Origin of the sequence: Bradyrhizobium sp. NBAIM01, from assembly GCF_020194115.1 — a bacterium.
Classification (GTDB): Bacteria; Pseudomonadota; Alphaproteobacteria; order Rhizobiales; family Xanthobacteraceae; genus Bradyrhizobium; species Bradyrhizobium yuanmingense.
Window position 1 is genome coordinate 133,712 of record NZ_JADYVU010000009.1, and the last position, 26,627, is coordinate 160,338.

Sequence of the window (26,627 nt, forward strand, 5' to 3'; positions counted from 1 at the left end):
ACAAAACGTTGCCTCAAGACTCGTCCGGAGCGAGATCGACCGATTCAAGACACGATCGATCCGCGCTCCGGAACGTTCGCGCGACGCGAGACGCGCCCCGCCTGTTTATCGATTCGAATTCTCCGCAGCAATGAACCGGCATTCATAGTTCGGCGGCGTTTGTTTTCTCCGGCAGCGGCGCCGGCACGGCCGCGCCGTTGCTCTTTCCGGTCACGGCGCCGACCAGCGCCTTCACCGGATCCTCGTCCGGCGCAAAGCCGCTCTGGCGCAGGATCTCGTCGATCATCGGACGCAGCGCATGGACCTTGAGCAGCTCGCCGGCCAGACCTTCGCCGAAGCCGACATTACCTCCGCTCGCACCGTTGCCGCCGAACGCGCCGCCGGTGTGCAGGATGCGGACATCCTTGAGATTCGCGATCGGCTTCACCATCTCGGCCAGCGCGGACGGCATGGTCTCGATCCGCTTCTTGGCGATCTCGAAATCGATGACGTTGCTGCCGAGCTTGTTCTGCGCCTCGTTCTTCATGGTGATGACGGCGGCTTCCGCCTCGCCGATGTTGCGGACGCCGACCGCCTTGATCTTGTTGGATTCGGCTTCCGCGGTGGCCAGCGTCTTGACGGCTTCGGCGCGATCGAGCGAGGCCTTCTTCTCGGCCTCGGCCGCGACGATCAGCTCGGTCGATTTGCGTTCGGCCTCGGTGCGTGCGGCCAGCACCTGGGTCAGGCGGGCACGATCGGCGACCTCGATGGCGCGCGCGGTGACGACCTTTTCCTCCGCGGAGACGGCCAGCGCCTCGGCGGTCTTGGCTTCGGCGACGGCTTCCGACGTCTCCTTGCTCTTCGCCGCGATCTGGATCTCATTCTCCTGCGTCGCGATCTGGATCTCGCGCTGGGCGTCGGTCTTGCGCTTGTTGATCGCCAGCTCCGACTCGATCACCGCGGTTTCCTTGACCTGCTTGGCGCCCGCCTCCTTCTCGGCAACCGCACGATCGGTGTCGATGCGAGCGTTCTCCTCGGTCAGACGCGCCGTCTGCGTCGCGGTCGCCACCTCGGCGCGGGTGCTCGCCGTCTTGTTGGCGATGTCGCGCTCCTGCGACAGCTCGGCTTCCTTCTTGGTCCGCTCGATCCCAAGGGTCTGCTGCCGCGCCTCGAGGTCCTTTTGCGCGATCGCCACCTCGTTATCGCGCACGATGGCGTTGCGATCGCGGCGGCGGGTCTCGGTGACCGTCTTCAGCTGGGTGAGACCTTCGGCGTCGAAGAAATTCTCCGGGTTGAAGAATTTGACGTCGGTCTGGTCGAGCTTGGTCAGCGACACCGATTCCAGCTCGAGCCCGTTCGACTTCACGTCGGACTCGACGGTCGACTGCACGTGCTTGACGAAATCCGAGCGCTTCTCCTGAAGCTCCAGGATGCTCATGGTCGCGGCGACCGAGCGCAGGCCGTCGACGAATTTCGCCTCGACCTGGTTGCGCAGCGCCTCGGCGTCATTGGTCAATGCGCCCAGCGTCTGGCTTGCGAGCGCGATGCTCTCCTCGTCGGGACGGACGCGGACGTAGAACTCGGCAACGATGTCGACGCGCAGGCGGTCCTTGGTGATGAGGGATTCCCGCTCCTTACGCTCGACGGTGAGGCGCAACGTCTTCAAATTGACGCTGGCATAGGAGTGGAAGATCGGCAGGATCATGGCGCCGCCGTCGAGCACGACCTTCTTGCCGCCGAGCCCGGTGCGCACGAAGGCCTCGTCGCGCGTGGCGCGCTTGTAGAGGATGGTGAAGACGATCCCCAGGACGACGATCAGCGCGACGCCGATCACGGCCGGGACTGCGATGTCGAACATGGCTTTCTCCGCTGTGGGACTTGCTAATTGCTTAGAGTGGGCTTGGGCGGCTTGAGTTCATCGTCGGCCTTCACCGCGACGAAGCGCGTGCCATCGCGGTCGACCAGGAGGACCATGGTTCCCTGCGGCAAAGGTCCCGATGACGGTGCCGCGACCGCCGAGACGAAATGGCGGTTGCCGTGGACGTCGGCGACGCTGACGCGGCCGGGCGGCCCCTGGTCGAGCGGGCCGACGACGACCTCCCCGATGCGGCCGACGAGATCCCCCAAGCCGACGACGTAGCTTTCGTCCTTGGGAATGATCCGCGCTATCGCACGGCTGGAAACGCGGACCAACGGAACCGATGCGGCAACCGCCCCGACCGAGGCGATCGACGCCGGCAAGGGACCGGCAACCATTCGCGCGAGGTCCTGGATCAGGAAGCCGGTGATGGAGAAGGCGCCGAGCAGCAGCAGCAGGAAAATCAAGAGCGGCACGCCGCCGACATTGATCCAGGAAATGACGTTGAGCACGCCGTTGTCGCTGGGATGAGCAAAATCGATGTTGGTGCCCAGCATCTCGCTCAAGGAGGCCCCGACCAGCATCGAGATCACCTCGACCGAGCCGACGATGACGATCATGGCCGCCGCAATCGCGAACGGCCTGACCTCAGGCGCCATGACGTGTTCGAGCAGAGCGCTCATGACACCGCACTCAGCCGCCCGACTTCAACCGGGCCAGCCTCGCTGCAATTTCCTTGTCGCGATGGAGCGTGCTCAGCTCGTCGATGTCGCTCGAATAAGGAATTCCCGGCGGCACGCCGGTGGCCCGTGCCACTGCCCTGCCCGCCCGCAGCGCCTTTGCGGCAGCGGAGGTGCCGCCGGATTTCCGCGACGACGTCGATGTCTGTGGGCTGGCCTGTGCCTCGCTCTTTTCGAGATCGGCGCGGCGCTGCTCGGCATCCTGGAGCGCCGACAGCACCGCGCGGAGCGATGTGACGCATTGCTCGATCTTCTCGTTGTTCTCGTCGATGGCGCGAGAGAGCACCTCGAACTGCGCCTCCAGGTCCATTTGCCGCGCGATGCCGGCGCGGGCGAGATCATCGCGCCCGTCTGCGATCGCGGCCTCGATCTTGGCGGTCAGATCGGTCATCGCCCGCTCGATCTCGCTGCGGCGCGCGTTGAGGCGATATTCCTCGGCCCGGGCAGCGGCGAGCGCATCGCGCGCTTCGGTCTCGGCGCGCTCGATCTCGCGGATGGCCTGTCCGACCACCTTCAGCTTGTTCTTGCCCTCCGCCTGCTCGATCGCATCGTACGCGATCCCGGCAATCAGGCGCCCGACTCGGGACAGGAAATTGTCGGGAGCGGCAGCGATGGTATCCATGGCGTTCTCCTCCTCTGGCAGGCTGTTCGGCGTGACGCCGTAGTGAACTTCGAAACCGTCGTCGGTGCGGATGAGGCGCGCCGGCACGCTCTGTCCCCAGCCCTCGGCATAGCCGGCGTAGTCGAAGGGCACGCTGAAGCGCCCTTGCACGGTCGCAATCGAAATGGTGGCGGGCCCCTTGATCTTGGCGAGCTTGTCGTCGAGCGGCAGGCGGCGCCCTTGCGCGGCGCGATACTCCGCGCGGTCGCGCAGCCCCAACGTCACCAGCCGCGAAGGCAGCGCCGTCTGTTTGCGGATCGGCTCATAGGCATGGGCATGGAGCAGGACCACATTGGAACCCACATTGTGGATCCGCGCCACCTCGTCGAGGATTTCCATCATGCGGTCATAGGCCTGGAATGTCGCGTCGATGGCGGCCTTGGCAGCCGGGTCAGGGGCAAGCCGGTAACGCAGCGCGGACGGCGCGTATCGGGGCGATTGGCTCATGGAAAGCACTAAAGCACCATTTTAGTGCTTTAGGAAGAGGAAGCTCGATCACGTTCTGCTGATCCCTATGCGCTCTGTCGGTTAGTCGCGACGACGAGGGCCTGCGTTCAAGGCGGCCGATCATCCCTAGCGGACGGCCGATCAAGACTTCCTGCACGCAACGGTTGCAATTTGAGATGAAATGCGGGGAGCGTTCGGTAGGCCATCACTCCCTCGGCGCGTCGTTGCGAGGAGCTCTTGCGACGAAGCAATCCAGACTGCTTCCGAGGAGGCAGTCTGGATTGCTTCGCTGCGCTCGCAGTGACGGAGTCTGACGCGACACCTCTGTGACTCTCATTTCAGAGCGCAGCGGCGGTTCCGGATATCGCTTCGCTCAATCTAGGCCACGCGCCTAGACCGTCACGGCCGCCGGCACACCAGATCGATCTCGATCAGCGCATCATAGGCCAGGCCGGTGACGCCGACGCAGGTGCGGGCCGGCAGGCGATCCGGCGGAAAGTACGTCCGATAGGTCTCGTTCATCGCCGCATAGTCTTCCTTGAAGCGCGTGAGATAGATCCGCGTCATCACGACGTGCTCGAGGCCGAGGTCGAGGCCCGCAAGGACCACCTTCAAATTCTCCATCACGGCCTTCGTCTGCGCGACGATGCCCTCGGGCAGCACGCCCGGCGTCTGCGGCGTATCGGGCATCTGGCCGGTCACGAAGACGAAGCCGTCGGTCTCCACCGCGTGGCTGAAGGGCGCGACCGGCTTCGGTCCGCCGCTGATCATGTGGAATTTCACTTGGATGTCCTGGTTAAGATGCGTCCTGAAAGAGGCGCTTGCTGAGAATGGCGTGCACGCCCCAATTGCCGTCGACGACCTGTGTTACACCGAAATCGACCGCCGCCGACATCAGCGCGATCGCCTCGTCCTCGCTGAGGCCTTTGACGTTCATCAGAAAGCGCCGCATCTTGCGGAAAGCGTCTTTCATGGCGAGATCGAGCGAGGATTTTGCGTAGACCTCGCTCTGCCCCTGCGCGCCGAATTCCGCGAGATAGTTGGGGTGGCTGAAGCCGGTCAGCACCCACTCGCTCTCGGTTTCGATCAGAGGATAGGAGAGATCGGCGAAGGGACGGCCGGAGAGACCGGCCTTCTTGTGCAGGATCACCTCGAAGGTGCCGGTCATCGAGCATTCGATCGCGGTGCCGCTGAGCTCACCGTCGCCTTGCGCCGCATGAGGATCGCCGACCGACAGCAGCGCGCCAGGGACCGACACGGGAAGATAGACGGTCGCCCCCTTCCCCAGCCGCCAGTTGTCGAGATTTCCGCCGAAGTAGGACGGCGGCACGGAATCGACGAAATCGACCTCGCGCGGCGCCAGCGCGATGACGCCGAAATGCGGACGCAGGGGAATTTTGATGCCGTCGAGCACGGCGTGCCGACGTTTGATCGTACCGGGTGCGACGGGAACGCCGGGATAGTCGTAGGTGGCATGCACCACGCCGAAGGGATCGGTCTGCGGCTCCCAGCGATAGGAGTAGAGCGCGCGGGCGTGCGGCAGCTCGGCTTCCTCGAAGATCTCATAGATGGTGACGGCTTCGCGCGGCTTGGGACCGCCGAGAAACTCGTTGTAGTGATAGCCCCACCACGCTGCGACCGACGAACCGAACACACGACCCGCATGATTCGGATTGCGGCTCGCGCGCGGCACGATGTCGAGGATACGCACCTCCAGCACATCGCCGGGCTGAGCGTCCTTCACCGCGACGGGACCGGTGCAGATGTGCACGCCAAACCCCTCGCCGGCACCGCGGCCGAACACGCTGGCATCCATGGGTCCTGCGCCGCGGCGGTCGACGTTCTTCTTGCTTCGCGTCCAGCCGAATACGCTTTCCGCGGCGGCGTCGCCTGTTATCATCAACTCGGGGTCGTCAGAAGCGTGCTGCGTCAGCGTCTCGATGGTGATGGTGTCACCCGACGCGATCTCGATCTGCGGTGGCAGCGAACGGTTGAAATAGCCCCAATGAACGCGGCTGGCCTCGACCGGGAGATGGTGATGACGGCGTTCGGTGGTCGTCGGCTCCCCGGCGCCGGCGCAAGCGACGCGGCTGCGGGCTTCCACGCTCTGATGCGCACGCAATTGTGCCAGCGCTTCCTGCGGCCAGCCACGCTGGCCGGTGACGCCGGGTTGCACTGTCGCCCGCTCCGCCTCCTGCTGTCGGAACTCGCGCGGCGGCAGACCGAAGCGATGGCGGAAGGCGCGGCTGAAATGTGCGGAGTCACCAAAGCCATAGGCGTAGGCGATCTCCGAGATCGACCGATGCGCCTCCGACGGATTGGACAGATCCGCCCAGGCGCGCTGGAGACGACGCTCGCGAACATAATGGGTGAAATTGTCGCCGACCGTCTCGAACAGCTTTTGCAGATATCGCTCGGAAATTCCCTCGGCCTGGGCGACGCGCGCCGGCACCAGATCGGGATCGTCCAGGCGGCGCTCGATGGTCTGGCAGATCCGGTGCAGCAGCGCGGCCTGCGTCGCGCTCGCCCCGGCGTCGGACGTCGATGCCGCCAGTTGATGCGCGAGCGTCAGGAGAAGATCGACGAGCGACTGCGCAAGCAGATTCCATTCGGAATCGCTCAAAGTGTCGAGCGTGCGCGCGGTCGCGTCCAGCAGGCGCGAGAACACCTCGGCAAAGCCGCTGGTCGGAACGACGCGCGGCTCGCCGAGCCGCGGCTTACCGGAAAGGCGTCCGTGCAGCGCCTCGGAGGTGACTGACAGCACGATGGCGCGCATGTCCCGCTGGAACACGATGCTCCAGTCGCCGCCGCGCGGCAGCATCACGAGATGACCGACGGGAACGATGCGGTGTCCGCCGACGGTTTTCAACACCATGCCATCCTCGACCGGCATCAGCGCGATCGGCAGGTCTTCGTTCGCTCGTGCCAGCGGACCGACGCTCTGCGCGCCCGCGGCCATGCGCGTCAGCGCAACGCCGGCGGTCTGGCGATGGGAGGCGGTAGCATGCCCGTCAAAGAAGGAATGGCCGCCTGCCGGCTGCAGGCCGACCGCCGCAAGCACGTCCCGCCAGGCTTCGGGCCGGTCGTCTTGCGTGTAGGACTCGCTCGTGAACGGGCGAAAGCTCATCGGATCGACCCAGATTGCGGTCGATCGAAGCAACCTCTGTGCCAGACGCACGCGGTCCTCCGTCGCTGCGACGGGCCGCAAATAGTCTCCGCTTGTCACCTGCTCATCCCGAAAACAGTCTGCGTCTCAATGCATTACTCGCAGCGGAAAATGTTCTTTCTGATCGTGCCGTGGACGCCCCAATTGGCATCGACCACCTGCGTGACGCCGAAATCGGCGCCGACCGACATCAGCGAGATCGCCTCGTCCTCGCTGAGGCGGTGCACCGTCATTAGAAACCGGCGGAGCTTCCTGAACGCATCGCGCATCGCACGGTCGAGACTGCTGTGATTGGCAATCTCAGTTTGCGCGTTGGCGCCGAGCGCGGCCAGATAATTCGGATAGGTGAAGCCGTAGAACGACCACGCATGATCGGTCTCGAGCATGGGATGGTCGAGGCCTTCGAGACTGGTGCCGCCGAGGTCGGCCTTCTTGTGCAGGATGAATTCGAAATCGCCGGTCAGCGAGGTCTCGATTGCGGTGCCGCCGAGCTCGCTGTCGCCCTGCGCGGCATGGGGATCGCCGACCGAGAAATAAGCGCCGGGGACCGCGACCGGATAGAACATCCGCGCGCCCTTGCCGATGCGCCAGTCGTCGATATTGCCGCCGGTATAGCTCGGCGGGATCGAGCTGACGAAATCGGCTTCCGATGGCGCAAGGCCCATGGTGCCGAAATGCAGCCGCGCCGGCACCTTCGCGCCGGAAAGGATTTTCTCGCGCTTCCTGATGGTGGCATGGTCCACGCGCACGCCCGGATAGTCGATGGTCGGGTGCACGATGCCGTCAGGATCAGTCTGCGGCGTCCAGACGTAATTGTAGACGGCCTTCGCATAGGGCTCGCCGGAGGTGTCGAGCTCGAAGATGGTGACGACCTCGCGCGGCTTCGGCTCCTCGATCAGGTCGTGATAGTGGAAACCCCAGTTCGCCGCGACATTGGAGCCGAAGCAGCGGCCGGCATGACAGGCACTGCAGCTCGGCCGCGGCCTGATATCGAGGATGCGCACCTCCAGAATGTCGCCGGGCTCGGCGCCTTCGATCGCAACGGGGCCGGTGAGCAAGTGCACGCCGATCCCCTCGCCCGCGCCGCGGATGAACGGGCCTTTCGTCGGGCCCGAGCCGCGGCGCGCCACCGCCTTGTGCTCGCGCGTCCACAGGAACACGCTTTCGGCACCGAGATCGCCCTGAATCATGCGCTCGTAATCGTCATTGGCGTGGTGGGTCAGCGTCTCGATCGTGGCCCGGTCTCCCGAGCGCAGCGTCAGGGCCGGCGTGACCGTTTTGGAGAAATAGCCCCAATGGACGGTTTTCGGTGAAACCGGCAGCGTGACATGCTTCATGACGTGACCTTTTCGGGGATCTTGCACAGGGTGGAGAGAGGGCTCATCGCACCGTCTCCGGAGTCTTGTCGGCCTCCATCACGCTGAGGAAACGCGCCGTCAGCGGATTGCGTGGATTGGAGAGCACCTCGTGCGCCGGCCCCTCCTCGACGATGGTGCCACCGCTCAGGAAAGCGACGTGGTCCGCGACCTCATCGGCAAAGCGGATCTGGTGCGTCGAGATGATCATGGTGAGGCCGTCGTCAATCGCGAGGCGGCGGATCACCACCAGCACTTCATTGACGAGCTCGGGATCCAACGCCGAGGTCGGCTCGTCCAGCAGCAGCACGCTCGGATTGGGCGCCAGCGCGCGGGCGATGGCGACGCGCTGCTGCTGGCCGCCGGAGAGATGTCGCGGCAGCGCATCGGCGCGGTGCGACAGCCCGACGCGGTCGAGCAGCTCGGTGGCGCGGCGGTCGGCGTCGATCCGGGTCATGCCGTGGACCCAGCGCAAGGGCCCGGCGATGTTCTCCTTCGCCGAGAGGTGAGCAAACAGGTTGAATTGCTGGAACACCATGCCAACGCCGACACTGGCCCGCTCGTTGGCGATGGCGCGCGGCGACAATGACTTGCCATTCTCGCCGAAGCCGAGCCGCCGGCCGCCGACGCGCACCGTGCCGGCGTCCCAGTTCTCCAGATGGTTGATGCAGCGAAGCAGCGTGCTCTTGCCGGAGCCGCTGGGACCGAGCAACGCGACCACCTCGCCCACACGCACGGTCAAGTCGAGGCCGTTGATCACCTTTTGCCCGCCGTAGCTCTTAGTGAGGTCCTTGGCCTCGACCGCGATATTGTTGCGCGCGATCGTCGCCGCGCGGCGGGCGCGCTCCTCGCGGGTCAGGGCGAGTGGCGGCGTTTCGGCCAGCTCTGCCGGTGCAGGCTCGGGATCTGGGCTGGCCGCGTCAGCAAGGTCGAGCTTGGTGACGAGTTCGACACGGCGCCACGGCAGATAGTCGGCCAGCTTGCGCTGGCGGCGCGTGGTTCGGTCGAGATCGAGCAGCCATTCGACGAAGAGCTGGATGACGCTGATGGCCGTGGTCAGAACGAGATACAGCAGCCCTGAGGCGAAGAAGATGGAAAAGAAGTCGAAGGTCGAGGACGCCAGCTGGGTCGAGCGCAAGGTCAGTTCCTGCACCGCGATGACGGAAGCGAGCGAGGAGTTTTTCAATGCACTCACCGCCTCGTTTCCGAAGGCCGGAATCATGGTGCGAATGGCCTGCGGCGCGATCACCCGGCGCATCAGCACCGACGGCGTCATGCCGAGCGCCTGCCCCGCCGTCACCTGGCCGCGGTCGACGCCAAGGACGCCGGCGCGCAGCATCTCCGCAATGAACGGCGCCTCGTTGCAGGCGAGCGCAAGGCCTGCCGCCAGCACGGCCGGCAGCTTGATCCCGATATGCGGCAGCGCGTCGTAGGCGAACACCATCTGGAGGATCAGCGGCGTGCCGCGAAAGATCACGGTGTAGGCCCTGGCGATCGCCGCCAGTAGCCAGAAGCGCGAGAGCTGCATGCCGGCGAGGATCAATCCAAGGATCAACCCGCCGCCGAGCCCGAGGGCGGTCACCTCGAGGGTGAGCTCGATGCCCGCGAGCAGATACGGCATGCTCAGGTAATGAAGGAACAGCGACATCAGTCGACCGTCATGAGAACGGGATCGGGTTTGGTGGAAGGCGGCGCCTCGAGGACGCGCCCCCTCTCGAAGCGAAAGCTTCGGCTGCGTCGCATCGCTCGATACCATCCGGGTGAGGGTTACGGCCCCTCACCCGGCGCTTCGCGCCGACCTCTCCCGTCGGGGAGAGGTAAACCGCGCGCTTAGTCAGCCGTGAGGATTTCCGGCTCCATGAAGTTGTTCACATCAAGCCCGTGCTTCTTCAGCAGCTCCATGTGCGTGCCCGCCTTCTGCACCTCGATCAGGGCAGCGAGCACGGCGTCACGGAATTTCGGCTTGCCCTTGGGAACAGCGATGCCGACCGAGTATGGGATCGTCACAGCGACCGCCTTCTCCAGCTTGTCCGGATAGGCCTTTACGGCGCTGTCGACGGTGTTGACGTCGTTGATGTAGGTGTCGGCGCGGCCGGCCAGAATCGCCTGGATGCAATTGGCGTTGTTGTCGTAAAGCTGGATGGTCGGCTCCGGCTTGCCGGCCTTCTTGCACTCCGGGATCAACGCCTGGATCAGGGGTACCTCGACATAGCCGGTGTTCTCGGCAGCAGCGGCGCCACACAGCGACAGGTTGATGCCGTTGATGCCCTTCGGGTTGCCCTTGGCGACCAGCACGCCATCGAACACCTTCGAGTAGGTGATGAAGTCGGCCGCCTTGGCGCGCTCCTTGGTGGCGTAGATGTCGGAGATCACGATGTCGGCCTGACCGGCGGCAAGCGTGGTCAGGAGCGCCGCGAACGTCACCGCCTTGTAGGTCAGCTTGAAGCCGAGACATTCGCCGATGGCTTCGCCGAGATCGATGTCGAAGCCGATATACTTGCTGGGATCCTTCGGATCGATCGTCTCATAGCCCGGCGTGTGCGGGTTGATGGCATTGACGAGCGTCTTGCCCTTCCAGTCCGGATACTTTTCCTGAAGCGCGGCGCAGGCAGCGGGCGCTGCGGCCTGCGCGCTCAGCGGTGAGGCAACGACGAGACCGAAAGCAATGGCGGCGCCGAGCATGAGCTTGCACCGCGGCAATGATGCGCGCGCCATTCCCCGCCGCGCCTGGGGCCAAATCGACTTCTCCATCTCGCCAGTTCCTCCGAAATGTCATGGCGTCTGCCATGCTCCAGTGATCGGGGAGGAAGCGTGCGGGAGTGGGCGGTGAAAAGCTTGTCCGCGGGCGTACAAAAATTTGGACGGAGCGCGCCCGGCATTTGGGCAAACGGTTGCCCAAAAACTGTCCGCGGACCGCGACGCAGGTGAGGGATTCCGAATTCGGGGGATTACGAAATGCTCTCGGCCGCAGCAGCGATCTGCCGGCCCGCTGAATCATTCGGTGAGCTCATTTGACGCAGATATGACGATTGGCGACCAAGATGCGATGAAGGTACGAAGCATCCACGTCCAGCATCCGCAGCAAATCCACAGCATATCCACAGGGTGCCTGTGACGGATTCGCGAGCCCCTGCGAGGGACTTGCTGCGCACAAGCCCACAAGCCGGGCCGTTCAGCCGCCCGCCTGGTCGAACACGGATCGGCAGGCCTCGCTGAGGCTCGCGCGGTTGCGGCGCAGGCAGGCCGTGATGGCGCGGACGTTGGGGATCTCGCCGGCGCAGAGCCGGTAGACGTCGGGGGTACAGGCCCGCCGCTGCTCCGCAGTTCCCTGTGCATGGGCCGCGGAGGCAAATAGCGTCAGGAATAGCCCGACCGTAGAGGCGCCCCGCGCCCGGCTCTTCACGCCCGCAAACCGCAAGAACCTCGCCTTCATGACCAGTCTCCCGCTCTGCCCTGCCCGCTCCGGCCTGCATTGGCCGGCATGGGACAAAGGGGTTACGAGAAATAAACCGCCGGGAACGTGATCTCCTTCACACCCGCTGCGCGGCGGCGGCACATAGGGTTGCCGCGGGGATTTTCAGGAATCGCTAACCATTCGGGTCCCGATCGCCGCATCGTTAAAATGCGAACGATCGGATCAATCCGGAAACAAACCGGCTTTGCGACATTGCGCCGTCCGCATTCTGCGAGGGTGTGATGAGCGAAGCCGAATTCAATTTGCTGCTGGATGCTGTCCGGGACGCCATGGTCTTTGAGGATTTCGCGCCCGTGCCGGTGGAGGACTACGTGCCCCGCTCGTGGAGCTTCGACGCGACGCCCAAGGCAGCCAACAAGGCTGCCAATGACAACGAGGGCGCCTGGCCCCTCCTGCCCTTTCCCGACGGCTGGTACGCGGCCTGCTGAGGCCGACTTGAAGTGAACCGATGCGTCCGCCTTGCGGGCGGTTCGGCATGACCGAGCGCCGGGGACCGGCGCAGCCCCGATCAAGTCTTGACGCGCTCCTCGCCCTGCTGCGGCGCCCGGTCGGGTGCAGCCGGCGGGAAGATGCTGTCATAGATCGCGCGCGCCTCGGCAATGAGGCGGGCCCGCTCCAGCTCGGATTTCGGGACAAATCGAACGACGTCGCCCACGTGCTCTCCAGCTCCAGGGTTTGGATGCGTCTCTTCGCAGATGCGAAGTCTATGCCAGAGGACCTGAATCGCACCTTTCCGCCAAGCCCCGGGCAAACCCGGTGGCTGGCGGGTACGTGCGGCTCGGCGGAACCGCGCATAGGCCAAAATTTTGCGGAAAATCAGAGGCTTGTGATGGAGGCCACGACCAGAATTGAACTGGTGTACACGGTTTTGCAGACCGTTGCGTAACCACTCCGCCACGTGGCCCCGTAAGGGCGGACCAATATAGGGGATCAATGGCTTAGGCAACCCCACGGCCCGCTTGTAGCACAGCGAAATGTCCAGCCGAAATCAGGCGCGCTTGCCGCGCCTGAAGTCGCGCCGGCGGCCCTTGGGCGCGGGCTTGGGTGCCAGTTCCGGCATCTCGGCCTGGACCTCGCGGTAGCGAGCCAGCATCCGTTCGAAACTGGCATGAAGCGTCTCGGCGAGATCAGGGCGCCGCTCGAGGCCGGCGAGGATCGTCGCGGCGGCTTCGATGGTCGAGAGGCCGTCGCGGCGCGGCTCCTTGCGCAAGCGCCCGTAGCGAGAGGGACGTGCCGGATTGAGGATCACGCGCTGGCATTTCAGCATCCAGGGATTGCGCCACCACAGCGCCTTGGCCTGGCTCCAGGTGCCGTCGAGCAGCACCACACCTTCGAGCTTGCCGAGGATCGCGCGCTGGTTCTCCGCGACCTCGCCCTTGCGGTTGAGTGCGACGATCTCACCTTCGGCATCGAGATCGGCCGCGCGTGCCGAGCCGAGATAGAGCACCGCCCAGTGCGAAGCATTCTCGACCGGCCGTCCCAGCGCCTTGGACAGGCTCGGCCAGGACAGGCCGACCCGCACCGTGGCATCGGCAAAATGCCTGGCCAGCAGCCGCGCCGTGCCGAGTGCCCTGTCCTGCTCCTGCGGATGCTGCAGGATCAGGAGCGAGAGCCGGTTCTCGATCGGCGTGACGCTGTCGCAAATGCACAGCGGCATCGGCTTCTGGCAATGCGGGCATTCGGGGATCGGCTCGGCCAGCGCGGCGGCAGTCTTGGGCGGATTGGACATGGTCGCCGCTATACGCTTCGCGCGGCGCTGCAACAACCTATTCCGCCGGTGCCGCCAGCGGACGCGGCTCGGATCGCCGCCGCAGGCGGTCGATCAGCAGGTAGATCACGGGCGTCGTGTACAGCGTCAGGATCTGCGAGACGAACAGGCCGCCGATGATGGTGATGCCGAGCGGCCGGCGCAGCTCCGTGCCGGGGCCGGTCGCAATCACCAGCGGAATGCCGGCGAACAGCGCCGCCATGGTCGTCATCAGGATCGGGCGGAAGCGCGCCTGGCAGGCCTCGAAGATCGCCTCGGCCGAGGACAGCCCGCGCTGGCGCTCGGCATCGAGCGCGAAGTCGACCATCATGATGCCGTTCTTCTTGACGATGCCGATCAAGAGGATGATGCCGACGAAGGCGATCACCGTCAGCGGCGTGTTGGTGAGCTGCAAGGCCAGCAGCGCACCTAAGCCGGCCGAGGGCAGCGTCGAGATGATCGTGAGCGGATGGGCGAGGCTCTCGTAGAGCACCCCGAGCACGATATACATCGCGACCAGAGCGCCGAGGATCAGGAGCGGCTGGCGACCGCTGGTCCTGGCGAAATCGCCGGCATTGCCGTCGAAGCTGCCGCGAATGCCTTCGGGCATGTGCAACTCGTCGACCGCGCGCTGGATGTTCTGGGTCGCCGCCTGAAGCGGCACGTCCGGCATCAGGTTGAAGGACACCGTGGTCGATGGGAACGACTGCGAATGATAGACGGCGAGCGCAGCGAGCCCGCGCGTCGCGCGCACCACGGCCGACAGCGGCACCTGCGCATCTCCCGCGCCGGCGACGTAGATGCGATCGAGATTGGAGGGGTCGACCTGGAACTTCGGGTCGATCTCCAGCACGGTCATGTACTGGTTCCGCTGGGTGTAGATGATCGAGATCTGCCGCTGTGCGAAAGCGTTGTTCAGCGCGTTGTCGATGTCCTGGACCCTGACGCCGAGCGCGGACGCCTTCTGGCGGTCGATGGCGAGCGTCAGCTGCAGCCCGCCAGGATCGCGATCGCTGGAGATGTCGGTGATGCCCTCCACGCTCTCCAGGCGCTTGGCCACGATCGGCGCCCATTTCTGCAATAGGCCGAGATCGGTGCTGGTGAGCGTATATTGGTAGTCGGAATCGCTCTGACGCCCGCCGGCCCGCACGTCCTGGGCAGCGAACATGAAGAGGCGGATGCCGGGCACGGGATATAGCGCGCGCCTGAGCCGGTCGATCACGACCTCAGTCGACACGTGGCCACGTTCCTCCGGCGGCTTCAGGCTGATGAACATGGTGCCGCGGTTCGAAGTCGCCGGCCCCGGGCCCCCGCTGCCGACCGTCGAGCCGATGCCGGCCACGGCGGGATCCTTCATCACGATCTCGGCGAGCCGCTGCTGCAGGCCGAGCATCGACTGGAACGAGGTGTCCGCCGAGGCGCGCGTCGCGCCGATGATGAAGCCGGAATCGTCCGTGGGGAAGTAGCCTTTGGGGACCTTGATGTAGAGCGTCACCGTGAGCGCGATGGTGGCGAAGAACACCAGCAGCGTCAGCAGCGGGAATTCCAGCACGGTGCGCAGGGTGCGGGCGTAGAACACGATGGTGCGCGACAGCGCGCCTTCGATGATGCGGTCGAACAGCGTTGCCGTGCCGGAGGTGGCCTGCCGGATGTAATGGGCGCAGATCATCGGCGTGACCGTCAGCGACACCAGCGTCGAGACCAGGATGGCGAAGGTCAGCGTCAGCGAAAATTCGCGCAGGAGCCGACCGACGACGCCGTCCATGAAGATCAGCGGCGTGAAGGCCGCGATCAGCGACAGGCTGATCGAGACCACGGTGAAGCCGATCTGCTTGGCGCCCTCCTGCGCCGCCCGGAACGGCCGCATGCCTTGCTCGAGGTTGCGGAACATGTTCTCGATCATGACGATGGCGTCGTCGACAACGAAGCCGACGGAGATGGCGAGCGCCATCAGCGACAGGTTGTCGATGGAGAAGCCCGCGACCCACATGCCGGCGCAAGTGCCGGCGAGTGCCAGCGGCACCGAGATGCCGGCCGCGATGGTCGGCGTCAGCCGCCGCAGGAACACGAACACGACGACCATCACCAGGATGGACGTTGCCAGCAGCGTCCATTGCATGTCCAGCACGCTGGCGCGGATCGTGCCGGTCCGATCGACCAGGGTGGAGATCTCGACACCGGCCGGGATCCACTGCTTCAGCTCGGGGATCAGCGCCTTAACCCGATCGACGGTGTCGATGACGTTGGCATCGCCCTGCTTGGTGATCTGGATCAGAACCGCCGGTTGCCTGTTGAACCAGGCGATCGAGCGGACGTTGCGGACGGAATCCTCGATGTCGGCGACGTCCGACAGCCGCACGAAATTATTGCCCGAGCTCTTGATGACGATGTCGCGGAACTCCTTCGCCGTGCGCATCTGCTTGTTCAGCGACAGCGTCTCGCTCTGGCGCTCGCCTTCGAAGATGCCGACGGGGCCGAGCGCGTTGGCGGCGATGATCGCGGTTCGCACGTCGTCAGTGGCGATTCCAGCATTGGACAGCGCAACCGGGTTGAGCTGCACGCGCACGGCCGGCTGGTCGGCGCCGGAGATCGACACGTTGCCGACGCCCGGCACCTGCGAGATGCGTTGCGCCAACACGCTATCCGCGACGTCGTAGATCGCCGACGGAGAGATCGTCTTGGAGGTCAACGCCAGCACGAAGATGGGTGCGCCGGCCGTGTTTGCCTTGCGGAAACGCGGCAGCGTCGGCAAGTCGCTCGGCAGGTCGACCATCGCGGCGTTGATGGCCGCCTGCACGTCGCGCGCGGCCTTGTCGATGTTGCGGCCGATGTCGAACTGAAGCTGGATGCTGGTCGTGCCGAGGCTCGAGGTCGAGGTGATCTGGTTGATGCCGGCGATCTCTCCCAACCGCCGCTCAAGTGGCGACGCCACCGTCGCCGCCATCACGGACGGATCGGCGCCGGGCCGGCTGGCGGAGACGAAGATGGCGGGAAAGTCGACGTTCGGGACCGAGGCGACCGGCAGGAACCGGTAGGCGACGACACCCAGCAGGAACAGCCCGATCGACAGCAGCGTGGTCGCGACCGGGCGGCGGATGAAGGGCTCCGAGATCGATGCCATCACTGCATCCCCTCGGTCGCGCCGGCGACCGGCGGGCCGCCGGATCCAGCCGGCGGCAGCGCCTGCTCGAGGCGACGGTTGATGCGATCGAGCGCCAGATAGATCACGGGCGTCGTGTAAAGTGTCAGGAGCTGGCTGAGCAGCAGGCCGCCGATGATGGAGATGCCGAGCGGAAAGCGCAGCTCGGCGCCGGTGCCGCTTTCGATCGCGAGCGGCAGCGCCCCGAACAGCGCCGCCAACGTCGTCATCATGATCGGACGGAAGCGCAACAGACAGGCCTGCACGATGGCTTCACTGGGCGACATGCCCCGCCCGCGCTCGGCCTCGAGCGCAAAGTCGATCATCATGATCGCGTTCTTCTTGACGATGCCCATCAAGAGGATGATGCCAATCAGGCCGATCACCGAGAGGTCCTGTCCGCACAGCATCAGTGCCAGGATGGCGCCGACGCCGGCCGAGGGCAGCGTCGACAGGATCGTGATCGGATGGATATAGCTCTCGTAGAGCACCCCTAACACGATGTAGATCGTGATGACGGCGGCGAGCAGCAGCCAGGGCTGGCCGGCGAGTGCCTTGGCGAATTCGGCGGCGTCGCCGGCATAGACGCCGACGATACTGCCCGGCATGCCGATGCGGGTCTCGATCACCTTTACGGCTTCGACGGCATCGCCGAGCGCCGCGCCCGGCGCCAGGTTGAAGCTGAGCGACACCGACGGGAATTGCGCCTGATGCGAGATCGCGAGCGGCGCCGTGGTCCGCTTCAGCGTCGCCACGGCCGACAGCGGCACCTGGGCATTGGGCGCGCCCGCGGTGGCGCTCGCGGCACCCGGCAGATAGAGCTTCGACAGGATCGAGGGATCGCGCTGATACATCGGCAGCGCCTCCAGCACCACCCGGTACTGGTTGGCCTGACCGTAGATGGTCGAGATCTGCCGCTGCGCGAAGGCATCGTTCAGCGTGTCGGTGATTGCTTGCAGGCTCACGCCGAGCTGGCCGGCGCGCGTGCGGTCGACATCGAGCTGCGCCCGCAGGCCGCCCTCCTGCGCCTCGGAGGAGACATCCCGGAACAAGGGATCGCGCCGCATCTCCGCAACCAGCTTGCGCGCCCATTCCGAGACCAGCGTCGCATCGGTACCGGTCAGCGTGTACTGGTATTGCGAGCGGCTCGACTGGGTCGATATCTGCACGTCTTGCACCGGCTGGAAATAGACGGTCATGCCGGGGATGCCGGAGACCCGCTCCTTCAACCGGGTCACGACCACGCTGACATCGTCGCGGCGCTCGCCGCGCGGCCGCAAGCTCATGACGAGGCGGCCGACATTGGTGGTCGGGTTGACGGAGCCCGCACCGATCACCGAGACCACGCCGACCACATCAGGGTCGGCCCTGATGGCCTCGGCCGCCTCGGCCTGCCGCCTCTTCATTTCCGCAAACGACACGTCGGGCCCCGCCTCCGTCACCGCCGTGATCGACGCGGTGTCCTGCAGCGGCAGGAAGCCCTTGGGCGCGACGACATAGAGCACCAGGGTCGCGATCAGCGTAACGAAGGTCACGACCAGCGTGGCGCGCTGGCGCTCCAGCACCCACAACAGCGATCCGTGATAGGCGTCGACCGTGCGGTCGATGAAGCGGCTGATCGCGGCCAGTCCCGGCACGGCCAGCTCCTCGTGCGCGTGCTTGAGCAGCCGCGAGCACATCATCGGCGTCAGCGTCAGCGAGACCACCGCCGACGTCACGACCGCAATCGTCAAGGTCAGCGCGAATTCGCGGAACATGCGCCCGACCAGGCCCGACATGAACAGGAGCGGGATGAAGACCGCAATCAGCGACACCGTCAGCGAGATCACGGTGAAGCCGATCTCGCTGGCGCCCTTGCGCGAGGCTTCCATCGCGCCGTCGCCATTCTCCATGTGGCGCACGATGTTCTCGATCATCACGATGGCATCGTCGACAACGAATCCGGTGCCAATCGTGAGCGCCATCAGCGACAGATTGTCGAGACTGAAGCCGGCAAAATACATGATGCCGAAGCTCGTGATCAGCGACAGCGGCAGCGCGACGCCGGCGATCACGGTCGCGCGCAACGAACGCAGGAACAGCAGCACCACCAGCGTCACCAGCACGACGGCAAGGACCAGCGTGAATTGTACGTCGCGCACCGAGGCGCGGATGGTGACGGTGCGATCGGAGACGATGGTGAGATTCACGCCGGCCGGGATCGCGCGCTGCAGTTTCGGGATCTCGGCGCGGATCTGGCTGACGACGTCGATGACGTTGGCGCCGGGCTGGCGCTGGATGTCGAGGATGACCGCCGGCGTGCCCTGGTACCAGCCGCCGGTGCGGTCGTTCTCGAGGCCGTCGACGATCTGGGCGACGTCGGCAATGGTCACCGGCGAGCCGTTGCGATAGGCGATGATGACGGGCTTGTAGGCTTCAGCCGCCGCGATCTGGTCGTTGGCGGCGATGATGTAGGATTGCTGCGCGCCGTCGAGCGAGCCTTTCGGCCCCGAGACATTGGCATTGGCGATCGCGGTGCGCAGATCTTCCATCGCGATGCCGTAGGCTGCAAGGCGGGCCAGATCGGCCTGGATGCGCACGGCCGGCTTCAACCCGCCCAGCACGGACACGCGCCCGACGCCGGAGATCTGGCTCAAACGTTGCGCCAGAATGGTGTCGGCGATGTCGCTCATCACCCGCAGCGAGATCGTGTCCGAGCGCAGCGCCAGCGTCATCACCGGCGCATCCGCCGGGTTCACCTTGGCGTAGGTCGGCGGGTAAGGCAGCGTCCTCGGCAGCACGCCCGCGGCGGCATTGATCGCGGCCTGCACGTCCTGCGTCGCCCCGTCGATGTCGCGGTTGAGCTCGAACTGCAGCGAGATCTGGCTGACGCCGAACGAGCTCGTCGAGTTCATCGCCGAGAGCGACGGGATCTGCCCGAGCTGCCGCTCCAGCGGCGCGGTGATCAGCGAGGCGATCACGTCCGGACTCGCGCCCGGCAGCTGCGTCGTCACCTGCACGGTCGGGAAATCGACCTGCGGCAGCGCCGAGACCGGGAGTGCGAAATAGCCGAGCAGCCCGCCGATCAGAAGCGCGATGCCGAGCAGCGAGGTCGCGATCGGCCGGCGGATGAAGGGTTCGGAGACACCCATGGGTTATGCCTGCCGCTTCAAGCGGCTGTTGTCGGGATCATGGCTGCTTGGCTCCACTTTCCGATGCCCCCGGCCCCGGCGCCGGTCCCGTCTGCCCCTTCTGGTCGCCTTCACTGCTCTTGCGCTTGGCGCGCAACTCGCCGTCCTTGGCTTGGCCGTCCTTCTGCCCGTCCTTCTGGCCTTCGTTAGCACCATCCTTCTTCTGGGCGTCCGGTGCGCGCGAGCGCTTGCGTGGGGCAAGATCGGCCGACGGAGTCTGGTCATCGCGGCCGACGATCACCTTGGAGCCGTCGGACAGATTTGCGAAGCCCGTGGTGACCACCCTCTCGCTCGCCGACAGGCCGCTCGCGATCACGGCGTCATGCTCGTTCTGCTGGGTCACCGTCACGGGCTTGGCCGAGACGATGTTGTCCGCGCCGATGACGTAGCTGAAAGTGCCGATCGGGCCGCGCTGCACCGCCGAGGTCGGCACCACCAGCGCCTGCGTCAAGGTCTCGACCTTGAGGCGGACATTGACGAACTGGCCCGGCCAGAGCTGGTAATTGGCATTGGGGAATTCGGCCTTGAGCTTGAGCGTGCCGGTGGTCTGGTCGACCTGGTTGTCGATGCCGGTGAGCTTGCCGGTATCGATCACCGTGATGCCGTCATTGCCGAACACGTCGACCGCGAGCGGCCCCTTCGCTGCCGCCGCGTTGACGCGCATGATCTGCTGTTGCGGCAGGCTGAACCACACCGCGATCGGCTGCAATTGCGTGATCACCACGAGGCCCGTGGTGTCGGAGGCATGGATGATGTTGCCCTGGTCGACCAGGCGCAGGCCAACGCGGCCCGAGATCGGCGCCACGATCTTGGTGTAGCTCAGCGTCGCCGCCGCGTTGTCGATCGCAGCCTGGTCGGCTTTGACGAGCGCCTCGGTCTGCGCGACCAGCGCACGCTGGGTGTCGGCCTGCTGCTTGGAGCCGGCGTTGGAGGCAGCGAGCTGCTCGTAGCGCGCGAGGTCGATGCGTTGGTTGGCGAGCTGGGCCTGATCCTGCGCCTTCTTGGCAACCGCCTGGTCGTACTGAGCCTGATAGATCGCCGGATCGATTTCGCCGAGCACGTCGCCCTTCTTGACGTCCTGGCCTTCCGTGAAGTTGACTGCGATCAGCTTGCCGTCGACCTGCGAGCGCACGGTTACGGTGTTGAGCGCGCGGATCGCGCCGACGCCGTCGAGATAAACCGGCACGTCCTGGATGCGCGGGCTCGCCGCCAGCACCGGCACCGGTAGATCGGGGCGCTGATTGCGGTTGTTCGCCTGCTGCTGCTGCATTGCAATCCAGCCGACGTAACCAAGGCCGCCAAGGATCGCGAGCGTGATCAGGGTCATGACGAAGCTGCGGCCGCGCGATCGCTTCGCTGTCCCCTCTCGCGCGCCTTGCTTGGTGTCCGGCTTAAAGAGCATTGACCGGTTTCTCCATTCGCGGCTCCCAGCCTCCGCCGAGCGCCTGGTACAGGCTGACGATGGCCAGAAGCCGTGCGAGTTGGGCCTGCCACAACGCGTCTTCCGCCTGGAACAGGGTCAGTTGGGTGTTGAGCACTGTGACGATGTCGGCGGTGCCGGCGCGCAATTGCTGCTCGGAAAGATCGAAGGCGCGACGCGAGGCGGCGACGACGTCGCGCTGCAATTGCAGCCTGATCGTGGTCTGCTTGATCGAGAACAGGGCGTTGTCGACGTCGGCAAAGGCCTGGACGATGGTCTTGCGATAGGTTTGCAGCAGCTCGTCCTGCCGCGCCTTGGCCAACTCGAAATTGCCGAGGATCCTGCCGCCGTCGAAGATCGGCTGTGTCGCGCTGCCGACGAGCTGGAAGAAGGCCGCATGCGGCTGGAACAGCGAGACGAGCGCCGAGCTCTGGTAGCCGCCATTGCCGGTGAGCTGGATGGTCGGAAAGAATTGTGCCCGGGCATTGCCGATGTTGGCGGTGGCCGAGGCGAGCTGCGCCTCCTGTCGGCGGATGTCCGGCCGCTGCGTCAGCAACTCCGACGGCAGGCCGGGCGTCACGCGCGGGATCGCGATCCGGTCCAGAGAGCCGCCGTGCACGCGCACGCTCTCCGGCGGCCGCGACACCAGCACGGCGAGCGCGTTGACGTTCTGGTCCAGCGTCTGGCGCAACGGCGGCACCAGCGCCTTCTGGTTCGCCAGCACGCTCTCCTGCTGGGCGACGTCGAGATCGGTGCCGGTGCCGGCCCTGCGGCGCTCCCTGACCGCATCGAGGATGCGCTGCGCGCTCGCGATGTTGCGCTGTGAGGTCCTGATGCGGTCCTGCGAGGCCAGCACCTGGAAATAGGCGTTGGCGACGGCGGCGAGCGTGGTCAGCGCGACCGTGTCGCGATCGAAACGATTGGCGTTCGCCGTCTCCTCTGCCGATTGCAGCGCGTCGCGGTTCTGGCCCCAGAAATCGAGCTGATAGCTCGCGCTCAGCGAGGCCGAATAATTGACGACCTCGCGTCCGCCGATGGACAGTCCCGAAGCGCTCGAGCCCGATGTGCGCGAATAGGTTTCGGATCCGCCTGTCGAGACACTCGGCAGCAGCGCCGCGCCGGCCTGCCGCGCCTGGGCGTCGGCCTGGACGATGCGCGCCACGGCCGCGGCGATGTCGAGATTGACGGTCTGCGCCTCCTCCATCAGCTGCGTCAGCTCCGCAGAGCGGAAGCCGCGCCACCAATCCAGCGACGGCGGCGCGTCGCCCTTCCCGGCATATTTGTAATGCGTGGGAACGTCGAGCGCGGGATCGGGAAGATCCTGGGTCAGCACGCAAGCCCCCGAAGCCGCGGCGAGGCACAGCACCGCAGTCCATCGCGCCGCGCGCAGCGTTCGGAGTGCAGAACCGCGAGACCGCCGCGAGGCGACCACTGGAACTTGCTGTGTCACATCCACCCCCCGCCGGGCAGATCAAGCCGCCGCAACGCTGCCGGATTAACCGATTCGCGGCAGGGTGGTCGGGAGGCTTTGGACGACGCGCTCACAGTGATGATGCTTTCTGCGGAACCTGAGCTTCATACTAGCCGGGCGCGGAACGGCGGGACAGTGCCGCAATTGCGAGATGCCCGTGCCAACGAGGCGGGAGCGAACTGACAAGAATGCGAAAAGCGGCTGTCTCGCAGAGACTTTCTTCATTGCGAAACATTGGGAAAACGTAAGCAAGCTTACCAAGATTTCATGTGATATCGCGGCCACACCCGTTGCTGCAGGGTTCGCTTCGCCTCTCCCGCTGCGGCGGCTGAGGTTCTTACCACCGAGGGACAACCGCATTTCTAGACAATCCCCCGCGAACAGGACACGCGCCCTGTCGCGACCCGTTTCGCCCGTGGCAAGAATTGGTCGCAACAACGTTGATCGGGAGCGCAATCGTTTCGTGCACGGGCCGGGGTTGGGCCATTTCCTACTGCAGGCATATCACTGTTTCCGCGGGCGTTTCGGTCGGGTTCGCCGCAGCGCAAAAGCCTTCCCCTTTGGCCTCCCAAGCACTAGGTTCGGGCCAAAGCCGATCAACCCCTTGGTAGTGATTTTCCCCGACATGACCATTCGCAACGACGTTGTCGAAGCCATCGGCAACACCCCCCTGATCAAGCTCAAGCAGGCTTCGGAATTGACCGGCTGCACCATCCTGGGCAAGGCCGAGTTCATGAATCCCGGTCAGTCGGTGAAGGACCGCGCCGGGAAATGGATGATCCTGGAGGCCGAGAAGCGCGGCGAGCTGAAGCCCGGCGGGCTGGTGGTGGAAGCGACCGCCGGCAATACCGGCATCGGTCTTGCCGTGGTTGCGAGCGCGCGCGGCTACCGCACCCTGATCGTGATCCCGGAGACGCAGAGCCAGGAGAAGAAGGATTTCCTGAAGCTTTGCGGTGCCGAGCTGATCGAGGTGCCGGCCCTTCCCTACGCCAACCCCAACAACTACCAGCATGTTGGCCGGCGGCTCGCCGACGAGCTGCGCAAGACCGAGCCCAATGGCGTGCTGTTCGCCGACCAATGGAACAACCTGGACAACGCCAAGGCGCATTACGAATCCACGGGGCCTGAGATCTGGGAGCAGACCGGCGGCAAGGTCGACGGCTTCGTCTGCTCGGTCGGCAGCGGCGGCACGCTCGCCGGCGTCAGCCGCTATCTGAAGGAGAAGAACAAGAACATCAGCATCGCCTGCGCCGATCCGCACGGTGCCGGCATGTACGAATATTTCAGGACCGGCGATCCCAAGGCGACGCCGGGCGGCTCGATCACGGAGGGCATCGGCCTCAACCGCGCCACCGCGATCGTCGAGACTGCCAAGGTCGACGATGCCTATCTCATTCCCGACACCGACGCCGTCAGTGCGATCTACGAACTGCTCCAGCATGAAGGTCTGTGCCTCGGCGGCTCGACGGGCATCAATGTCGTCGGCGCGATGCGGCTTGCGAAGCAGCTCGGGCCCGGCAAGACGATCATCACCGTGCTGTGCGATTCCGGCAGCCGCTATCTGTCGAAGCTGTTCAACGCCGACTTCATGCGCGCCAAGAACCTGCCGGTGCCGGAATGGCTGGAGAAGCGCAGCAACATCAAGCCGCCCTTCGTCTGATCGTCACGGGCATCCTCGGGCCGAAGGCGCAGATCCACAAAATCTGCGCGGTTCGGCCGGCTTAAGCGACCTCCCCGCTTTCCGAGGCCGCGGCACAATAGTCGCGCCAGAACTTGCGGTAACCCTCCTCGACCCTGCGCGTGTAGGTTTCGACATTACCCGCGGCCGAAGCCGCGATCCGGGCCGGCAATACCGCGCGCAGCTTTGCCAGATGCGCGGGCTGGGCAGCGAATTTGCACGCGATAGCGGCGTAGCCCTCGTCGTCCTCGGCCACCCAGTCGTCAAGACCGACGGCGGCCACGATGGAGCCGCCGGCGCGCGAGGATGCGCCGTGGCCGAGCTTGGCGACGACCGGAACGCCCGCATAGAGGGATTCCCAGGTGCTGACGCCGCCGTTCTGCGGAAACGGATCGAGCGAAATATCGACCAGCGCGAAGGCTCGCAGATGATCGGCGCGCTCGGACGAGCCGAGGCAGGTGATCCTCTCCTCGGCAATCCCGTGGGCGACAAAGCGCGCGAGAAGGCCGTCGCGCACCAGGGGATCGTCGAGCAGCGTATGCTTGATGATGATCTTCGATCCGGCCACCTCCCGCATCACGTTCGACCACACGCGAATGGCCTCGTCCGAGATCTTGTTGACGCGGTTGAACACGCCGAAGGTGACGTAGCCGTTGCGGAGCATGGGAAGCTCCGAAGGCGGCACATCGAGGATGGGATCGATCGTGATCAGGCACGGCAGGTCATAGACCTTTTCGGCCAGCAGATGCCGCGCCGATTGCGGAATGAAGACCGGGTCCGCGAGCACGTAGTCCATCGTCCGAAGGCCGGTACCGGTCGCGTGCCCGAAGCCCGTGACCTGGATGGGAGCCGGCTTGCGGGCGAAGACCTGAAGCCTGTTGCCCGACGAGTGCCCGGACACGTCGATCAGGATATCGACCTTGTCGGCCTCGATACGATCGGCCAGTTCGTCGTCGAACATCTGCCAGGCATCGACCCAGCCGTCTGCCGCCGACTTGAATTCGGCTGTGATCGCATCTCGTGTCGGCGAGCACGAATAGCAGACGACCTCGAAGCTGGCATGATCGTGATGGCGCAGCACCGGCAGCAAGCCGAACGCCGCCGAATGATACCAGAATTCGGCGGAAACATAGCCGATCACGATCCGCCTGTCGGGATCGAGCTGCCGGGGGGCGAGCTTCCTCTGCGGCACGCGGGCACCGATCGCTTCGCCCCAGGACCGTCGCGTCGCCTGCTGGATCGTGAAATCGGCGTCGGGGAGAAAGTCCAGATAGTAGATCTTCCGCGCCATCAAGTCTGGATCCGGCGAGATCGCCAACGCGGCGTCGAGATGTTCGATTGCGGACGCGATTTCTCCCTGATTTGCAAAACAGGAGCTCAGCAACGCCAATGCGATCGTGGAACGTGGATTCTGCTCGAGCAAGGTCGTGCAGGCCAGGATCGCCTGTGCGGTGTTTCCCAGGCTGAGCGAGACCTCCGCCTTGCCCCGCAAGGCCATCTCGAACCGGGGTGAAAGCGCAAGTGCCGCATCGAAGTCCGCGGCCGCCTGTTCCAGCCGCGACAGGGACGAATTGAGGCGTCCGCGCTGCGCCAGGATCTTCGCTGAATCGGGCTTGATCGCGAACGCCGCTGCGAGCGCAGCCTCCGCCTCATCGTAGCGCTTGAGCTCGATGCTGACCACGCCTTTGCCGATGAGCGATTCGACGTGGCGCGGCTGAAACAGCAGCGCGCGATCAAAGCTCTCCCTGGCGCGGTCGAACCGGAACAGCGCCAGCTCCGCCACGCCACGATTGCAAAACGCGTCGGCGTAGTCGGGCTTCAGCTTGATCGCGCGATCGTAGACCTCGATGGCCTGTTCGGGCAGGTTCATCTGGAGCAGGGTGTTGCCGAGACCGGCCAGGGCCGGCGTAAAATTCGGCTTCAGCGCGATCGCTTTCTCCTGACAGGCGCGCGCCGCTTCCAATTTCTGAAGCACGAAGTAGACGGCCGCGAGATTGCTCTGAGCCTCGTGCGAGCGCGGATCGATCGCAATCGCGCGCTCGAGCAGCTGTTGCGCTTCGTCGAGGCGCCCGCCCTGCTGCACGCTGAGGCCGAGCACGTGCGTCGCGTCGAAATGATCCGGAACGGCTTGCAAGATCTGGCGGCAGAGCGCCTCGCTCTCCGCATATCTGCCTTGACCATAGGCGCTCGCCGCGGCGGAGATGACGGCGTCGGCCTGCTTCTTCAATTTCTTCTGCAATCGCGCATTCTGGAATGCGCGCGCGCCGACGCTGCTCTGCAAGGTGTCTCTCCGGAAGATGGCCCAAGGCCGAGTCTAACTG

General features: G+C 65.2%; 18 protein-coding genes and 1 tRNA gene. 2 read left to right on the top strand and 17 right to left on the bottom strand.

Translation table 11 applies throughout. The annotated features are described in order from the left end of the window. Positions 1–142 precede the first annotated feature (142 nt). The 9 genes from I6F31_RS26360 to I6F31_RS26400 all read right to left on the bottom strand — a co-directional run bounded on the left by I6F31_RS26360 (position 143) and on the right by I6F31_RS26400 (position 11,639). Complete coding sequence (locus I6F31_RS26360) at positions 143–1,837, bottom strand: flotillin domain-containing protein (protein ID WP_225125444.1); 1,695 nt, start codon at positions 1,835–1,837, stop codon at positions 143–145. A 23-nt stretch (positions 1,838–1,860) separates the two neighbouring features. After that, positions 1,861–2,520 (bottom strand): OB-fold-containig protein, encoded by a 660-nt coding sequence (locus tag I6F31_RS26365; protein ID WP_225186342.1) that lies wholly within the window; start codon positions 2,518–2,520, stop codon positions 1,861–1,863. 10 nt (positions 2,521–2,530) lie between these two features. Continuing rightward, a complete protein-coding gene (locus I6F31_RS26370) occupies positions 2,531–3,694 on the bottom strand; it encodes a PspA/IM30 family protein (protein WP_225186343.1) in 1,164 nt (387 codons plus the stop codon). Between the two features lie 390 nt (positions 3,695–4,084). Next, on the bottom strand, positions 4,085–4,468 hold the full coding sequence (locus I6F31_RS26375; RefSeq protein WP_225136736.1) for a RidA family protein: 384 nt from the start codon (positions 4,466–4,468) through the stop codon (positions 4,085–4,087). Between the two features lie 13 nt (positions 4,469–4,481). Beyond that, positions 4,482–6,812: an acetamidase/formamidase family protein gene (locus tag I6F31_RS26380; RefSeq protein WP_225186384.1), complete on the bottom strand. Its 2,331-nt coding sequence runs from the start codon at positions 6,810–6,812 to the stop codon at positions 4,482–4,484. A gap of 134 nt (positions 6,813–6,946) precedes the next feature. After that, positions 6,947–8,188 carry an acetamidase/formamidase family protein gene (locus tag I6F31_RS26385; protein WP_225186344.1) on the bottom strand — a complete coding sequence of 414 codons (1,242 nt, stop codon included), beginning with the start codon at positions 8,186–8,188 and terminating at the stop codon, positions 6,947–6,949. Positions 8,189–8,231: 43 nt separating this feature from the next. Then, a complete protein-coding gene (locus I6F31_RS26390; protein WP_225186345.1) occupies positions 8,232–9,854 on the bottom strand; it encodes an amino acid ABC transporter permease/ATP-binding protein in 1,623 nt (540 codons plus the stop codon). A gap of 182 nt (positions 9,855–10,036) precedes the next feature. Continuing rightward, positions 10,037–10,957 (bottom strand): ABC transporter substrate-binding protein, encoded by a 921-nt coding sequence (locus I6F31_RS26395; RefSeq protein WP_225186346.1) that lies wholly within the window; start codon positions 10,955–10,957, stop codon positions 10,037–10,039. A gap of 421 nt (positions 10,958–11,378) precedes the next feature. Continuing rightward, a complete protein-coding gene (locus I6F31_RS26400; RefSeq protein WP_025036239.1) occupies positions 11,379–11,639 on the bottom strand; it encodes a hypothetical protein in 261 nt (86 codons plus the stop codon). Positions 11,640–11,902: 263 nt separating this feature from the next. On the opposite strand from I6F31_RS26400, the gene I6F31_RS26405 reads away from it, so the two are divergent. Further along, a complete protein-coding gene (locus I6F31_RS26405) occupies positions 11,903–12,109 on the top strand; it encodes a hypothetical protein (protein WP_225112836.1) in 207 nt (68 codons plus the stop codon). A gap of 80 nt (positions 12,110–12,189) precedes the next feature. Here I6F31_RS26405 and I6F31_RS26410 read toward each other — a convergent pair whose 3' ends face one another. The 7 genes from I6F31_RS26410 to I6F31_RS26440 form a co-directional block, all read right to left on the bottom strand. Further along, the gene (locus tag I6F31_RS26410; protein ID WP_167361661.1) at positions 12,190–12,336 is read right to left on the bottom strand and encodes a hypothetical protein; all 147 of its coding nucleotides are present in this window, start codon (positions 12,334–12,336) and stop codon (positions 12,190–12,192) included. Between the two features lie 175 nt (positions 12,337–12,511). Then, positions 12,512–12,585 (bottom strand) — tRNA-Cys (locus I6F31_RS26415). 84 nt (positions 12,586–12,669) lie between these two features. Continuing rightward, the gene (locus I6F31_RS26420) at positions 12,670–13,410 is read right to left on the bottom strand and encodes a tRNA-uridine aminocarboxypropyltransferase (protein WP_225128772.1); all 741 of its coding nucleotides are present in this window, start codon (positions 13,408–13,410) and stop codon (positions 12,670–12,672) included. A 37-nt stretch (positions 13,411–13,447) separates the two neighbouring features. After that, on the bottom strand, positions 13,448–16,549 hold the full coding sequence (locus I6F31_RS26425) for an efflux RND transporter permease subunit (RefSeq protein WP_225186347.1): 3,102 nt from the start codon (positions 16,547–16,549) through the stop codon (positions 13,448–13,450). Beyond that, positions 16,549–19,698 (bottom strand): efflux RND transporter permease subunit, encoded by a 3,150-nt coding sequence (locus I6F31_RS26430; RefSeq protein ID WP_225128768.1) that lies wholly within the window; start codon positions 19,696–19,698, stop codon positions 16,549–16,551. The genes I6F31_RS26425 and I6F31_RS26430 overlap by 1 nt, the downstream gene beginning before the upstream one ends. A 37-nt stretch (positions 19,699–19,735) precedes the next feature. Then, the gene (locus I6F31_RS26435; protein ID WP_035999538.1) at positions 19,736–21,139 is read right to left on the bottom strand and encodes an efflux RND transporter periplasmic adaptor subunit; all 1,404 of its coding nucleotides are present in this window, start codon (positions 21,137–21,139) and stop codon (positions 19,736–19,738) included. Beyond that, entirely contained in the window at positions 21,129–22,613 is a 1,485-nt protein-coding gene (locus I6F31_RS26440; protein ID WP_225186348.1) for an efflux transporter outer membrane subunit, read from the bottom strand. Before I6F31_RS26440 ends, I6F31_RS26435 begins: the two co-directional genes overlap by 11 nt. Before the next feature lie 640 nt (positions 22,614–23,253). Between I6F31_RS26440 and I6F31_RS26445 the strand changes: the two genes are divergently transcribed. Beyond that, the gene (locus I6F31_RS26445; protein WP_225186349.1) at positions 23,254–24,288 is read left to right on the top strand and encodes a cysteine synthase A; all 1,035 of its coding nucleotides are present in this window, start codon (positions 23,254–23,256) and stop codon (positions 24,286–24,288) included. A gap of 61 nt (positions 24,289–24,349) precedes the next feature. Here the strand turns inward: I6F31_RS26445 and I6F31_RS26450 are convergent, their stop codons facing one another. Beyond that, positions 24,350–26,587: a tetratricopeptide repeat protein gene (locus tag I6F31_RS26450; protein ID WP_225186350.1), complete on the bottom strand. Its 2,238-nt coding sequence runs from the start codon at positions 26,585–26,587 to the stop codon at positions 24,350–24,352. Positions 26,588–26,627: the final 40 nt, after the last annotated feature.

Bases quoted from the DNA above. Each gene is read 5' to 3' on its own strand.
- I6F31_RS26360 (WP_225125444.1), bottom strand. From the start codon at position 1,837: ATGTTCGACATCGCAGTCCCGGCCGTGATCGGCGTCGCGCTGATCGTC.
- I6F31_RS26365 (WP_225186342.1), bottom strand. From the start codon at position 2,520: ATGAGCGCTCTGCTCGAACACGTCATGGCGCCTGAGGTCAGGCCGTTC.
- I6F31_RS26380 (WP_225186384.1), bottom strand. From the start codon at position 6,812: ATGAGCTTTCGCCCGTTCACGAGCGAGTCCTACACGCAAGACGACCGG.
- I6F31_RS26385 (WP_225186344.1), bottom strand. From the start codon at position 8,188: ATGAAGCATGTCACGCTGCCGGTTTCACCGAAAACCGTCCATTGGGGC.
- I6F31_RS26390 (WP_225186345.1), bottom strand. From the start codon at position 9,854: ATGTCGCTGTTCCTTCATTACCTGAGCATGCCGTATCTGCTCGCGGGC.
- I6F31_RS26395 (WP_225186346.1), bottom strand. From the start codon at position 10,957: ATGGAGAAGTCGATTTGGCCCCAGGCGCGGCGGGGAATGGCGCGCGCA.
- I6F31_RS26400 (WP_025036239.1), bottom strand. From the start codon at position 11,639: ATGAAGGCGAGGTTCTTGCGGTTTGCGGGCGTGAAGAGCCGGGCGCGG.
- I6F31_RS26405 (WP_225112836.1), top strand. From the start codon at position 11,903: ATGAGCGAAGCCGAATTCAATTTGCTGCTGGATGCTGTCCGGGACGCC.
- I6F31_RS26420 (WP_225128772.1), bottom strand. From the start codon at position 13,410: ATGTCCAATCCGCCCAAGACTGCCGCCGCGCTGGCCGAGCCGATCCCC.
- I6F31_RS26425 (WP_225186347.1), bottom strand. From the start codon at position 16,549: ATGGCATCGATCTCGGAGCCCTTCATCCGCCGCCCGGTCGCGACCACG.
- I6F31_RS26430 (WP_225128768.1), bottom strand. From the start codon at position 19,698: ATGGGTGTCTCCGAACCCTTCATCCGCCGGCCGATCGCGACCTCGCTG.
- I6F31_RS26435 (WP_035999538.1), bottom strand. From the start codon at position 21,139: ATGCTCTTTAAGCCGGACACCAAGCAAGGCGCGCGAGAGGGGACAGCG.
- I6F31_RS26445 (WP_225186349.1), top strand. From the start codon at position 23,254: ATGACCATTCGCAACGACGTTGTCGAAGCCATCGGCAACACCCCCCTG.